The following is a 14,325-nucleotide window of genomic DNA, read 5'->3' on the forward strand; positions in this document are numbered from 1 at the left end:
ATGCCTGGTTACCCAATCAACTGTTTTATCAAGGAGAGATACATGAACAAGCTGATGCTGGCGACAGCCGTAGTCACTGCCCTCGCGTCCGGTAGCCTGATGGCCAAGGAGTGGAAAGAGGTCCGGATCGGGGTGGAGGGTGCCTATCCCCCCTTCTCCTGGACCGAGCCCAGTGGCGAGGTGAAAGGCTTTGATATCGACATCGCCAACGCCCTGTGCGAAGAGATGAAAGTGAAGTGCACCCTGGTCAAGCAGGACTGGGACGGCATCATTCCGGCGCTGCTGTCGCGCAAGTTTGACGCCATCATCGCTACCATGGACATCACCGAAGAGCGCAAGAAGAAAGTGGACTTCACCCAGAAGTACCAGCACATTCCGGCCCGCTTCGCCGCCAAGAAGGGCACTGATGTGCAGCTCGACAAAGCCTTTATGGAAGGCAAGTCCGTCGCGGTGCAGCGTGCAACCTCCATGGATACCTTTATTACCGACAACTTCCCCAATGCCACCATCAAGCGTTACGGCACCGCCGATGAAGCCTATCTCGATCTGAAATCCGGTCGTGTGGACTATGTGCTGGCCGACTCTGCCGCCATCACCGACGGTCTGCTGAAGAAAGAGGGCGGTGATGCCTTCGAATTCGTCGGCCCGAAACTGACCGATCCCAAGTGGTTTGGCGAAGGTGCCGGTATTGCGGTGCGCAAGGCTGACAAGGATCTGAAAGAGAAATTCAATGCCGCTATTCTGGCGCTGCGTGCCAACGGCAAGTACAAGGAAATCAACGACAAGTACTTCGAGTTCGACGTTTACGGAGAGTAAAACAAAGAGACGTTTACGGCGAGTAAGTCCAAAAACGTCTACGGCAAATAACGACAGGTTGATCCCGTCAGTAGTCATCGGGCCCGTCACCTCCCTGAGGGAGTTTACGGGCCCGCATTGATTGCAATGGAGCTGCACATATTTCATTCGGACTGCTATGGAGCCTTCTGGTTAGCAGGTGCGTGAAGATTCAGTGGCGATGGAGCTGCATATGTTTGATTTGAAAGGATACGAAGCCTCGCTGCTGGAGGGCGCCTGGGTCACCCTGGAAGTGGCGCTGGCCTCCCTGCTGCTGGCGTTGCTGCTGGGGATGCTGGGGGCGCTGGCCAAACTCTCTCCCTACAAGTGGGCCCGGGCCATCGCCACCGGCTACACCACCATTATTCGCGGTATCCCCGATCTGGTGCTGATGATGCTGCTCTTCTTTGGCGGCCAGGTGCTGATCAACGGTATCTGCACCTGGGTCAACGAGACTTACAACAGCTGGTTACTGGAGAGTAATCCCAATCAGGAGTGGGTCTCCCTGCTTCCGGACTATATCGACATCAGCCCCTTTGTGGCCGGTGTCGCGACCATAGGCTTTATCTTCGGCGCCTACATGACCGAGACCTTTCGTGGCGCCATTCTGGCAGTGGACAAAGGCGAACTGGAGGCCGCACGGGCCTTTGGCATGCGGGCAACCCAGGTGTTTGTGCGGATCCTCTTCCCCCAGATGATGCGCCACGCTTTGCCGGGGTTTGGCAACAACTGGCTGGTGCTGCTGAAAACCACCGCGCTGGTCTCCATCATCGGCCTTGATGACATGGTGCGCAAAGCCTCGCTGGCGGCGGGCTCGACCCAGCAACCCTTCACCTTCTACATGGCGGTGGCGTTGATCTTCCTGATCTTCACCGCAGTCTCCACCTCGGCACTCAAGTGGGCCGAGCGTCACTATGCCATCAAGACGAGGTAAGCCATGGATTTCTCAATCATTCTCAAAGAGTGGCCCACCTACTGGGAGGGGCTCTATACCACCGTCTGGCTGGTGGCCCTCTCTCTGATCCTTGGGTTGATGCTGGCGGTGCCCATGGGCATCCTGCGCAATAGCCGCAACTGGCTGATCAAGGGGCCGATCTGGGCCTATATCTACTTCTTTCGCGGCACCCCGCTGCTGGTGCAGCTCTTTATCATCTACTACGGCGCCGCCCAGTGGGAGTGGCTGAAGAACAGTGCCGCTTGGTCGCTCTTCTCCGAAGCCTGGTTCTGTGCGCTGCTGGCTTTCACCCTCAATACCGCCGCCTATACCGCCGAGATCGTGCGCGGGGCGGTACACAATATGCCGCGCGGCCAGATTGAGGCTGCCAACGCCTTTGGCATGACTCGCTGGCAGACCCTGACCCGGATCATTTTGCCCAACTCGTTTCGTCGGGCACTGCCGGCTTACAGCAACGAGGTGATCTTCATGCTGCAAGGCTCGGCGGTGGCGGGCATCATCACCATCGTCGATCTGACCGGCGCGGCGCGGATCATCAACTCTCGCTACTACAGTCCGTTCGAGGCCTTTTTGACCGCAGGGCTGCTCTATATGCTGCTCACCTTTGTCATCGTCTGGCTGTTCAAAAAGTGGGAAGCGCGCTGGCACGCCCACCTGCGCCCGCGCAATGTGTAAGGTGTGATCTGCCAAGATGAGCGAAAATGGCCCCGCCTGTTGCAGGCGGGGCCATTTTTTATCTTTATCCTCCGCCTGTCCGGTTTGCCAAATGGCGGACGAGCAGGGAGAATGCAGCACTCCCGAGCGCCGCCAGTCGTTGGCTGTGAGCCTTATTCCCCAGTTCCCGAGGTTTTATGTACCGGATATTGTTTGAGCATCCCGCTTTCCTGGTTATCGACAAGCAGCCCGGCATCGGCATGCACGACGAGAAGGGCGACGGTGAGTCGGTCAATCCGGGGCTGGTCAATCGCGTGAAGGCCGATACCGGGCTCACCCTCTATCCGGTGCACCGGCTCGACAAGATGACCTCTGGGCTGGTGCTGCTGGCTCGCACCACGGAGGCGAATCGCGAGCTGAGCATGGCTTTTGCGGCCCGCGAGGTGAGCAAACAGTATCTGGCGCTCTCCGATCGCAAACCCAAGAAGAAGCAGGGCTGGGTGAAGGGGGATATGCAAAAGGGGCGCGGCGGCAGCTGGATGCTGGTGCGTACTCTGGATAATCCTGCCATCAGCAGGTTTGATTCGGTATCGGTGCGCGAGGGGCTGCGGCTCTATCGCATCAAGCCCCAGACCGGCAAAACCCACCAGATCCGGGTTGCCCTCAAAAGTATCGGCGCCCCCATTCTCGGGGATGAGCGCTATGGCGGTACGCCAGCCGATCGCGGCTATCTGCACGCCTGGCGACTGAGTTTTACCCTGGCGGGCGAGCCGTTCGACTTTGTATGTCCGCCCGATGTGGGGAGTGAATTTGTCACCCCCGAGCTCACGGCCGCCATCGCAGCCCTTGCGCCCTGATGCTGATGCGCCCAGCACCTGACACCATGATCCATTCAGCGAAAGAGTGTGATACTGACGGGAGCACTCCGCGCTGGATCTTGGCCGACTTTGACGACACCCTGGCTCCAGGCGACAGCCACGCCGGTCTGTTGCGCTATATTCTGCGCCGCCGGATCTGGCCGCTGCTGCTGTTGCCAGTGATTGCGCTCGGTGGTTTGGTCTATCTGGTGCCCAGCCAGCGGCGGCGCGGTATTTCCCTTATCTGGTGGGCCATCACGCTGGGGCTCTCTCCCCTCGGTTGGCGCAAGCTGGTGCGCGCCTATTGCCGCATCAGGCCGGGACTGTTTCGTCAGGCTCGCGAGCTGCTGCAACGCGAGGGGGCGCGCTGCTGGGTGATCTCCGCCAGTCCCTGCGCGCTGGTGCGCGCCCAGCTCTATCAGCAACTGCCCGGCCAGTTGCCCCACCGGATCATTGGCTCGCAGATGCACTACCGTTTTGGCGGCCTGATGCCGCGCTTCTATTGCCACGGCCAGCACAAGCTGCTGCCGGAGATTTGCGCCCTTGATGCCGAGCTGGCCTTGAGCGACAGCCTGCACGATCTGCCACTGCTGGGGTTGGGGAAAGAGGCGTGGTTGATCAATCCGACGCCTGTGCGACTGCAAAAGGCCCGGGCCTGCTTGCCCCATCTGATGGTCAAAAACTGGCAACTGTAATGCAAAGCTGACAGTCCTGCGGGTCGTTACCGTTTGATCCGCAAGGCTGCGGCTTGAATGTCACAATCCATTTACATTCTTTGCTGCCAGCAGCGAAAAACTATCTGCAACCCGCCTCTTCTCTTCCTGCTACGCCCTGCTTCTAATGAAACAAGTTGTTAACACTTGCCGCGCCGCTGGGTGCTGCAATCCGTTTTAACCGAATCAAGAGCAAGGAGCGCCCCATGAATGCCACCTCTTCCGCCACCCATACCATCAATCCGTTAGGCACAGACGGTTTCGAGTTTGTCGAGTACACAGCCCCCGATGCCAAGGGGATTGCCGCCCTCAAGAGCCTGTTCGTTTCGCTCGGGTTTGCCGAGGTCGCCAAGCACAAACACAAGCAGTGCTGGCTCTACCGGCAGGGGGATATCAACTTTGTGGTCAATGCCGAGCCTCACTCCCAGGCGGAGCAGTTTGCCAGCCTGCACGGGCCGAGCGTTTGCGGCATGGCATTTCGGGTGAGCGATGCGGGCAAGGCCCAGCAGTTCGCCATCGCCAAGGGGGCCAAGCCCTTTGTCGGCAAGATTGGCCCCATGGAGCTCAATATTCCCGCCATCTACGGTATCGGCGAGAGCACGCTCTCCTTTGTCGACCGCTATGGCGACAAGGGCTCCATCTATGACGTGGATTTTGTTTTCTACCCCGACTGGCAGTCCCGGATGGCAGAGGTAGATGCCGGTCTTATGGAGATCGATCACCTGACCCACAACGTGCATCGCGGCAATATGGATGTCTGGTCCAACTTCTATGAGCGGATCGGCAACTTCCGCGAAATTCGCTACTTCGATATCGAGGGCAAGCTGACCGGGCTGCATTCACGCGCCATGACCGCCCCCTGCGGCAAGATCCGCATCCCCATCAACGAGTCGGCGGATGACAAGTCCCAGATTGAGGAGTACCTGCGCCAGTACAAGGGGGAGGGGATCCAGCACATCGCTATGGCCTCCAGCGATATCTACCACACCATCCACACCCTGCGCAGCCGCGGTACCGGCTTTATGCCGACCCCGGATACCTACTACGAGAAGGTGAACAGCCGGGTCGAGGGGCATCAGGAGGATCTGGCGGCCCTCAAAGAGCTGCGCATCCTCATCGACGGCTCCCCTACCAAGGATGGCATCCTGCTGCAGATCTTCACCGACACCGTGATTGGCCCGGTCTTCTTCGAGATCATCCAGCGCAAGGGTAACGAAGGGTTTGGCGAGGGCAATTTCAAGGCGCTGTTTGAATCGATCGAGCTGGACCAGATCCGCCGCGGCGTGCTGGATGGCGCCGAGGATGAGAAGGGTGCCCGCAAAGAGGGAGCGAACGATGCGTAACTGGATTAACTTCCCCCATCGGGAGGGAACCCACTCCCGGCAGGCCCATGCCGACCTGCCGGAACAGGCCATCTATGAGCGCGAACTGGGGCGCAGCGGCTTTTTCGGCCCAGCTACCCACATGCACCACAAGCATGCACCCACTGACTGGATCAGTTGGGAGGGACCGCTGCGGCCACGGCTGTTTGACCTCAATGCCCTGCAAGAGGAGGTAAGCTCGCTCTCTCCCTGGGTGGCTCCCGACATTCTTAGCAACCCCCACTGCCGCTATCGCATCTGGCGGCTCTCCGAGGCGATGCCGTTTCTGGTGCGCAACGCCGACGGCGACGAGCTGCTCTTTATCCACGAGGGGAGCGGCGAGTTCTTCTGCGACTACGGCCACCTGAGCCTGCGGGACGGCGACTATGTGGTGATCCCCCGTGGCACCATGTGGCGCATCGAGCCGACGGCGCCCCTGTTCATCCTGATGATCGAGGCGACCAACGACAGCTATCAGCTGCCGGACAAGGGGCTGGTGGGCAATCACGCCATCTTCGACCCGGCGGCGCTGGATGTGCCCGCCATCAACGAGCGCTTTTTGGCCCAGCAGGATGAGAATCCCTGGTCGCTGCAGGTCAAACGCCACGACGAGATTAGCGTCATCACCTGGCCGTTTAATCCGCTGGACGCCCAGGGGTGGCACGGCGACTTGTGTGTGGTGCGTCTCAACTGGCGGGATATCCGCCCGCTGATGAGCCACCGCTACCATCTGCCGCCGTCGGCCCACTCCACCTTTGTGGCGAGCCGCTTTGTGATTTGCACCTTCGTGCCGCGCCCCATCGAGAGCGATCCCGGCGCCCTCAAGGTGCCCTTCTATCACAGCAATGACGATTACGACGAAGTGCTCTTTTATCACGCCGGGGATTTCTTCAGCCGGGACAATATCGAGCGGGGCATGGTCACCTTCCATCCCGCCGGTTTCACCCACGGCCCCCATCCCAAGGCGTTTGCGGCGGGGCAGGCCTATGCCAAGAAGTTCACCGACGAGGTGGCGGTGATGCTAGACACCCGCGATGCGCTGAACGTCGGCAGCCTCTGTGAAGGGATCGAGAACACCCGGTATGTCTCCAGCTGGCAGCGCCCGGACGCGGCTGCCGGCAAATAAGGAATCGCTTATGAAATTGGCAACATTGAACAATGGCAAGCGCGATGGCGCTTTGGTGGTGGTGAGCCGGGATCTGACCCGGGCGGTACGGGTGAGCGAGATTGCCCCGACTTTGCAGGCCGCCCTCGATGAGTGGGCCGAGGTTTCCCCCAGGCTGGAGGTTGTCTATCAGCAGCTTAACGAGGGCCGTGTGGCCGAGGCGTTCCCCTTTGACGAAGCGTCTTGCCTCTCTCCGCTGCCGCGTGCCTATCAGTGGGCCGATGGCAGCGCCTACGTCAACCACGTGGAGCTGGTGCGCAAGGCTCGCGGCGCCGAGATGCCGGAAAGCTTCTGGCACGATCCGTTGATGTATCAGGGGGGCTCCGACAGCTTTTTGGCTCCCCGTGGGCCGATTGTCATGGGCTCGGAGGAGTGGGGGATCGATTTCGAGTCGGAAGTGGCCATCATCACCGACGATGTGCCGATGGGGGTGAGCCCGCAGGGGGCCGCCAGTCACGTCAAACTGTTGATGCTGGTCAACGATGTGAGCCTGCGCAATCTCATTCCGGGGGAGCTGGCCAAGGGATTTGGTTTCTTCCAGTCCAAGCCGTCGAGCGCCTTCTCGCCGGTGGCCATCACCCCGGACGAGCTGGGGGATGACTGGCGCGATGGCAAGGTGCTGTTGCCCCTGCGCACCCATCTGAACGGCGCCCTGTTTGGCGCACCGGATGCCGGGGTGGACATGACCTTCAACTTCTTCGAGCTGATTGCCCATGCGGCCAAGACCCGCCCCCTTGGTGCGGGATGCATCATCGGCTCGGGCACCGTCTCCAACTACGATCGCAGCGCCGGTTCATCCTGCATCGCCGAGCGCCGCATGCTGGAAATTCTTGATTGTGATCAAGCTATAACCCCCTATTTGCAGTTTGGTGATAGAGTGTCGATCGCGATGGAAGATCGCTCTGGCCAAAACCTGTTTGGCACTATCTCTCAACAGGTGGTGCCAGCGAGCGGTCAGGGAGGTTGATGGCCAGCGCCGGTTGGCGGCAAGGATATTCGGGATATGTCCGGATCACGACGAGCCCTCAACCGGTGCCGGATACACAAGGAGGCAGGTGGCGAGCACCTGCCGGGCTTCGGGCCCAGATAAGATGCAGGGACAGATTATGTTGCAGTTGTTTGGCTATTGGCGTTCGTCGGCAAGTTTTCGGGTACGGATCGTGTTGCAGCTCAAGGGGCTCGCCTACGAGCAGCATCCCATCAATTTGCGGCAAGGCGAGCAGAGCGAGAAGGCCTATCGCCGGATCAACCCCCAAGGGCTGGTGCCGTTTCTGGTGGATGGCGATGTGCAGATCGGTCAGTCGGTCGCCATCATGGAGTACCTTGACGAGACCTATCCCGCCTACTCACTGATGCCCTCTTCCCCCGACGCGCGGGCCCGGGTGCGCCAGATCGTCAACATGATCGCCTGTGATATTCACCCGCTCAACAATCTGCGGGTACTCAACTATCTGGAAGAGCACTTCAGGGCCAACAACGAGCAGGAGGCCCGCTGGTATCGCCACTGGATTGACGAGACCTTCACCGCCCTCGAACAGCTGTTGATGACCACCGCCGGTGTCTACTGCGTCGGCAACGAAGTGACCCTGGCCGACTGCATGCTGGTGCCCCAGGTCTACAACGCCCGTCGCTACGACATGACCCTGGACGATTACCCCACCATCCGCCGCATCGTCGCCAACTGCGAACAGTTGCAAGCCTTTATCAAAGCCGCCCCCGCCAACCAGCCGGACGCGCAGTGACAAGCTGACTTAACGAAAATCGCGGGATGGCATCAACACGCCATCCCGCGCGCTACATCTCCTTATCTCTTTAATCCCCTCTCTATGCGCTTTGCGTGCCTCGTATTGACGGCTGAATGTCGCCAAGGATCCTGCACTTGTCACATTTATCAACATTTTGCATCGATTGAGTCTTTGTTATCGGTGTTTTGGGCTGCCAGTCACACTCAAGTCAGTTGATTGGGCCTAGTATCGCCACGCCAGCGGGACAGCGGAAAGCAGAAATACGCACAGGTCGCCTATCAGGGGGCCTGGCTACCTCCCTGGTTTCCATGGTTTATTCGCACTGCTCTTTTTCGTGTTTACGGTTTGATGGCCCGCACTGCCCGCCCGTGTCACCGCGCAGATCCCTTGTGACAGCGGCAGGTTGACTGGCGCGCCACCGCTTATTTGCAACCACTCTGTGCAACAAGGAGATCTCATGTATTCCTTCAAAAAGTGCGTCGTCGCACTCTCCATCAACCTTGCTCTCTTCTCGTCGGCGTTCGCCTGTACCACCTTGCTGGTCGGCAGTGAAGCCAGCGCCGATGGCTCCATGATGGTGGCCCGCAGCGCCGACAGCGATGCCCTGAAAGCCCAGCATTTCGTGATCCATCCGGCCAAGCAGGGGCAGAGCGGTATGCACAGCTCCAAGGCTCACAATGGCGCCAATGATTTCAGCTACCCCTTGCCGAAAAACTCCCTGCGCTATACCACGGTACCGAACTGGAAGACCCAGCTGCATGGCGCCACCGGGTTCAACGAGAAGGGAGTCGGGGTGAGCGGCACCGAGTCCATTTTTGCCTCACCCGACGCGCTCGCCTTTGACCCCTATGTGGAAGATAAGGGGATCACCGAGGATGACATTCCCGATGTGTTGCTCTCCCGGTCCACATCGGCCCGCGAGGCGATCTCGTTGCTTGGCAACATCATCGAGACCATAGGCGCGGGAGAGGGATTTGGTGTCGCCGTGGTGGATGATAACGAGCTCTGGTATCTGGAGACCGCCACCGGCCACCACTGGATGGCGCAGCGACTGCCGAAAAATCACTATTTCGCTACCGGCAATCAGGGCCGCTTGCAGCAGTACGATCCCGCCAGTGCCGATACGATGGGATCGAAGAATCTGATCGAATTTGCCACCGAGAAGGGGCTCTACCATCCGCAAAAGGATGGGGCGTTCAACTTCTCGAAAGCCTATACCCGCGATGACGAGCGGGACCGCACCTATAACGATCCGCGGGTCTGGACCATCCAGCAGATGTTCAACCCCTCGCTCAAGCAGGCGGTGGATGCCGGTCGTCAGTTCCCGGTCACCCTCGCCCCCGAGAAGAAGATGACGCTGGAGGAGGTCAAGGCGGTGCTGCGCAATCACTATGACGGCACCGAGCACGATCCCTACAGCAAGGGGTTGAACGGTCAGGAGCCGTGGCGCCCCGTCAGTGTGTTCCGCACTTACGAGTCTCACGTGATGCAGGTTCGCCCCTGGATGCCGCGTGAGGTGGGGGAGGTGACCTATCTGGGCCTCGGCATGGCGGATCTGACCGCCTTCGTTCCCTACTACAGCGGTCTGGAAGCCTATCCGGCGCACTATGCCATGGGCAGTGACAAGGCCGACAGCGACTCCATCTACTGGAAATATCGCAAACTGCAGACCCTGGTGATGACCGATTACCCCAAATTGGCCCCCATAGTGAAGCAGGCGTACCAGAGCTGGGAGGCGAAGATCGCCAAAGAGCAGAAAGAGATGGAAGCCAGCTACCTGAAAACGGTCAAAACCGACAAGGCCGCCGCCAACAGCATGCTCAACGACTTCAATCTGCGGGTGATGAAGGAGGCGGAAACGCTGACCGACGATCTCACCAACCAGATCTTCACTGTACGCACCCAGGATATTCAGGCCGATATCTTCTTCGCCAACAAGGCGAAAAAGGACTGATTGCCCCCATGATGTGGTAAGGCGGCAGAGCGTGTCGTCATCCATGTCTTGAGTATGGTGATCTTCTCACTGTCACCTTTGTTATCAGAAGACGACATAACGAAAAGCCTTCACGGGAGTGAAGGCTTTTTTGCAGAGTGTGTTCAGATGAGCACGACGAAGTCTGTCTGGCTAAAAACGGTACTCGATATGGAGGGTATGGCTGTCCAGCCCCGGGTTCTTGTCATACATATAGGCGTTGGACATGTGCTCATACTGATAGCCGATCAGCCAATTCTTGGTGATGGCGTAACCGAGGCCGATACCCAGAGCGAACTGCAAGGGACCGCCGTAATCCTTGTAGCCGTGGCCGCGGGTGCCAAATTGATACTGATCGAGCCAGACCATTTCGCCGGGGATCCAGGTCACCCAGTTACCCCATTGGCATTCGATACGGGCACCGCCTCCCAGTCTTGCTGTCTCTTCATCTTCTACCTTGAGGGTACCGCCACGCACTCCCAATCCAAATTGACAGGCCGAGTCTCCCCAGCGCCAGAACATGTGGTGAAACTTGGCATCGGCGATCTTGATGTCAAGCTTTTCATTGCTGAACGCCTTGCCCAGCTGCAGGGCAAGAATATTGTCATTGGCCACGGCCCCTGTGCTGGTGAGCAGTGAAACCAGCAGGCCAATCCTTGATAGAGTGTTAGCGTCCATGCCCCCTCCAATGTCGTTGAGACCCTGTGGTGCCGATTCAATCGGACACATATCAGGCATAGTCAACAGGCAATAACCCTGTCAATCACGGCCAGAAAAACTAAAAAAAACCATGTTGGCGAATAAATGGTCTATCACTTTTATGTTCTCAATAACGGGGGAAAAACGGAGTCTGGCTGAACGTTATTTGAACAGTTTGTTATGTGTGATGTTAATGGCGGTCACTTTTCAGGCAATGGCTGAGTGGATTGATGGGGATATCAGAGAGGTTGCCGAACTCGAATAAAGTATTGCCAACCATATTTTAATTGAAAGTTCAATGGATGTGACTCACAAAAATTAATTTCTTTTTGGAGGAGCGAGGGATAATTAAGAAATTTCTAAATTAATCTTGCTTGTCGTCAAAAATATTTACACCGTACGAATACATTTATTACCAATGCTGCTTTGAGTGTAAATCTTTTAAAAACAGAGTCTTGTGTCCCTCTTTGTCGTGTGAAGAATGCAGGTGAGTTTTTTGAGTGTTGACCCAATTGTGGCTAATTGATAGCATTCGAAAAAAATGAGAATAAACATGATATACGTCACATTGTGACGTTCTAATGCACGGGGTGGGTGCTTACATTGCAATCAATTTCTGTCTGCTTTTTGAGCTGGCAGGCATCGTTATTTTCCCTCCTGTTTTAGTTTTACATCCATTTTGTCTGTTTTTTGTCCGGGAAGATGTCATTGCCGTGCGGTAGCTATGGCAAAAAAACAGTGTTTCGCATCAACATCGCTACATCTTTACAGCAATTGAGCAGCATTGCTCATTTTAGAGCTCATGCCTACTTCTGATGAGACTATTGCTGTTCTGTCTGAGATCCATCATATATCGTGTCTTGCTCGATTCACTCAGAACATTCTGAAATGTGTGCTGTAAATGGTAATTTTTTGAGCAAAGCCCTCTTGTTCAGACTGCCTGGTATCGCTTCGCAGTCTCGGCAGATTGTCTGTTGATGAGGAACTCAAAACCCGCTTTTGCAGTTGCAGGGCTGGGGATGAACAGCCACATGTCAGTTCGTTTTTTGGTCATGAAAGATAATGAGTCGATCGGCAATAGCGTTGCCAGACCATAAGGCGACCTGGCTTTAACAGATCAACACTTGACTCCATGGGAAATATTGACACATGAATTTTGCAACCCGGTTATTGGCCATATCGTTAGCCATACAAGTTGGTGGCTGTGCATATGAGCCAAAGCAGGTAGAAGCGTCTCGTCCTCTCGTCAACCCGTCAGTTGCTACTGAATTGTATGCCATGCCTCCCGATCTGCAGCAGGCGCTGAATACACTGCCACAAGGCGCTGCATTCAGTAGAAACAATGTTACCTATACCCTGGGGCAACGCTATGTTTCGGCTCTGGGTCTTGAGTGCGTTGAGTTGTTGTTTAACAGCATGCAAGGCCATTCGCAAAGGCGCGCGGCATGCAAGACTGAAGAACAATGGTATCTGATACCTCAACTGGAACAGACCTCTGTCAGCAACCTTCTTGCTGAGCAATAAAATGAAGGCACATGTTTTGAACAAAATGAAAATTTATCAGCTCGGCACACTTCTGTTTCTCATCAGTACATCCTGCGCAACCATGGCCATTGCCGCCCCGGATTTAGCGCAAGCAAATGGATCATCATTTGGTTACACCCTTTCAGGAAAGGCTGCTGAAAACACCGGCACCCAGCTTGGTGGTCAAGCAGCACTGAGTGGGCAGGCCAACACAAGTTCAACGACCGGGAGTTTTACCCAACAGAATCGTCAAGGGATGTTGTTACCCGGTGAGGCAGATGTACGTAAATTACTGCCCCTGGCAGAGGCTGGATTACCTCCTCCCTATGGCGCCAATCTGTTTGCCGGTGGCTATGAGACCGAACGCAGCGATGGCTTGAATGACAATTATCTGATAGCGCCAGGGGACAAGCTTAATATCTGGATCTGGGGTGCCGTCAATTTTTCAAATGTAGTGACGGTAGATAATCAGGGCAATATTTTCATCCCTGATGTCGGCCCGATAAATGTCAAGAATGTACCTGCCAGCCAGGTCAATAATCTGGTGACCAGCAGGATTGGCGATGTTTTTACAAATAATGTCAATATCTACGTCAACCTGCTGACAACAACTCCCGTGAGTGTGTTTGTCACTGGCCCGGTAATACGGCCAGGCCAGTATGCGGGTCAATCCTCTGACAGTGTGCTCTATTTTCTAAAGCGGGCTGGGGGGATCGACTCGGAGCGCGGCAGCTATCGTCAAATAAAGGTATTACGCCAGAATCAGGTCATCCAAAAAATCGATCTGTATGAATTCATGCAGCAGGGCAAAATGCCCAAGCTCTCTTTTAAAGATCAGGATGTCATCCTGGTAGAGCCACAGGGCCCGATGATAAATGTTGCGGGCAAGGTTCGTAATCCCTTCCGTTTCGAATTGACTCAGCGTAATACGCTAGGCTCGGAGCTGGTTAACTACGCACTGCCGCTTGCCAAGGTGAGTCATGTCGGGGTGATAGGTGACCGTCCAAGTGGTCCATTCTCCATCTATTTACCTTACAAGGATTTTGCCAGCCTCCAGCTTAAGGATGGTGACAAAGTCTTGTTCAATGATGACATGCATGCACAGGTTTATGATGTGCAGGTCGCAGGTAGCTATATGGGGCCCTCATATTTCACTGTGCGCAAGCAGACCAAGCTGCATGAGCTGCTCAACCATATTCCCATTGACCCACAGCTTGCCGATTACCAATCCATCTACCTGATGCGCAAGAGTGTCGCTGCGCGGCAAAAAGAGATGTTGGAAGAGTCGCTCAACCGGTTGGAGCGCAGTGTGTTTACTGCTCCTGCCAGCTCGGATGGTGAAGCGGCGATCCGTGCCAAAGAGGCAGAACTGGTGATGCGCTTTGTCGAAAAGGCCAGAAAAATCCAGCCTCTTGGCAAGGTGGTGGTCGCAGACAAGGGGATTGTCGCGAACATTCAGTTGGAACAGGGTGACCAGATTGTCATACCGAACAGAACGGACCTGATTCAGGTCGGTGGGGAAGTCTTGATGCCACAGGCTGTGGTCTATAACGCCAATGCGACTCTCGATGACTATGTGGCCTGGGCGGGTGGATTTACCGAGCGTGCGAATGACCAGCGGATTGCCGTGGTTCATGCCAACGGATTGGTGGAGTTTAAAGATAAGGGGAGTGTCCAGCCCGGTGATCAGATTTTGGTGTTGCCCAAGGTTGACAGCAAAACCATGCAATCGGTCAAGGATATTACCCAAATCATTTATCAGATCGCCGTGGCTGCTAACGTAGCAATTAACTAAGGCGCTTCTTGCTGTAAAAAAGCAGACTCGCCAATGGGCGAGTCTGCTATG

13 protein-coding genes are annotated in these 14,325 nt (G+C 56.3%); 12 read left to right on the forward strand and 1 reads right to left on the reverse strand.

Translation table 11 applies throughout. The annotated features are described in order from the left end of the window. The first annotated feature begins 42 nt into the window (after positions 1-42). The 10 genes from G5137_RS07880 to G5137_RS07925 all read left to right on the forward strand — a co-directional run bounded on the left by G5137_RS07880 (position 43) and on the right by G5137_RS07925 (position 10,238). On the forward strand, positions 43-816 hold the full coding sequence (locus G5137_RS07880) for an ABC transporter substrate-binding protein (RefSeq protein WP_005337307.1): 774 nt from the start codon (positions 43-45) through the stop codon (positions 814-816). Positions 817-1,027: 211 nt separating this feature from the next. Further along, a complete protein-coding gene (locus G5137_RS07885; protein ID WP_005352911.1) occupies positions 1,028-1,768 on the forward strand; it encodes an ABC transporter permease in 741 nt (246 codons plus the stop codon). Positions 1,769-1,771: 3 nt separating this feature from the next. Continuing rightward, entirely contained in the window at positions 1,772-2,464 is a 693-nt protein-coding gene (locus tag G5137_RS07890; RefSeq protein ID WP_005337302.1) for an ABC transporter permease, read from the forward strand. Positions 2,465-2,640: 176 nt separating this feature from the next. After that, entirely contained in the window at positions 2,641-3,300 is a 660-nt protein-coding gene (locus G5137_RS07895) for a TIGR01621 family pseudouridine synthase (RefSeq protein ID WP_421255197.1), read from the forward strand. A gap of 26 nt (positions 3,301-3,326) precedes the next feature. Beyond that, a complete protein-coding gene (locus tag G5137_RS07900) occupies positions 3,327-3,995 on the forward strand; it encodes an HAD family hydrolase (protein ID WP_421255198.1) in 669 nt (222 codons plus the stop codon). A 224-nt stretch (positions 3,996-4,219) separates the two neighbouring features. Next, positions 4,220-5,356 (forward strand): 4-hydroxyphenylpyruvate dioxygenase, encoded by a 1,137-nt coding sequence (hppD, locus tag G5137_RS07905; RefSeq protein ID WP_421255199.1) that lies wholly within the window; start codon positions 4,220-4,222, stop codon positions 5,354-5,356. Further along, the gene (locus G5137_RS07910; RefSeq protein ID WP_421255200.1) at positions 5,349-6,500 is read left to right on the forward strand and encodes a homogentisate 1,2-dioxygenase; all 1,152 of its coding nucleotides are present in this window, start codon (positions 5,349-5,351) and stop codon (positions 6,498-6,500) included. Before hppD ends, G5137_RS07910 begins: the two co-directional genes overlap by 8 nt. Positions 6,501-6,510: 10 nt before the next feature. Next, the gene (locus tag G5137_RS07915; RefSeq protein ID WP_421255201.1) at positions 6,511-7,506 is read left to right on the forward strand and encodes a fumarylacetoacetate hydrolase family protein; all 996 of its coding nucleotides are present in this window, start codon (positions 6,511-6,513) and stop codon (positions 7,504-7,506) included. 139 nt (positions 7,507-7,645) lie between these two features. Next, a complete protein-coding gene (maiA, locus tag G5137_RS07920) occupies positions 7,646-8,281 on the forward strand; it encodes a maleylacetoacetate isomerase (RefSeq protein WP_005361400.1) in 636 nt (211 codons plus the stop codon). 460 nt (positions 8,282-8,741) lie between these two features. Next, the gene (locus G5137_RS07925) at positions 8,742-10,238 is read left to right on the forward strand and encodes a C69 family dipeptidase (RefSeq protein WP_421255202.1); all 1,497 of its coding nucleotides are present in this window, start codon (positions 8,742-8,744) and stop codon (positions 10,236-10,238) included. 171 nt (positions 10,239-10,409) lie between these two features. On the opposite strand, the gene G5137_RS07930 is transcribed toward G5137_RS07925, so the two are convergent. Continuing rightward, the gene (locus G5137_RS07930; protein WP_216953357.1) at positions 10,410-10,934 is read right to left on the reverse strand and encodes an acyloxyacyl hydrolase; all 525 of its coding nucleotides are present in this window, start codon (positions 10,932-10,934) and stop codon (positions 10,410-10,412) included. Between the two features lie 1,170 nt (positions 10,935-12,104). On the opposite strand from G5137_RS07930, the gene G5137_RS07935 reads away from it, so the two are divergent. Both G5137_RS07935 and G5137_RS07940 read left to right on the forward strand, forming a co-directional pair. Continuing rightward, complete coding sequence (locus tag G5137_RS07935; protein ID WP_201996467.1) at positions 12,105-12,479, forward strand: hypothetical protein; 375 nt, start codon at positions 12,105-12,107, stop codon at positions 12,477-12,479. 1 nt (position 12,480) lies between these two features. After that, positions 12,481-14,274: a polysaccharide biosynthesis/export family protein gene (locus tag G5137_RS07940; protein WP_421255203.1), complete on the forward strand. Its 1,794-nt coding sequence runs from the start codon at positions 12,481-12,483 to the stop codon at positions 14,272-14,274. Positions 14,275-14,325 lie beyond the last annotated feature (51 nt).

It is taken from the genome of Aeromonas sp. 600282, assembly GCF_049175755.1.
Lineage (GTDB): Bacteria > Pseudomonadota > Gammaproteobacteria > Enterobacterales > Aeromonadaceae > Aeromonas > Aeromonas veronii_A.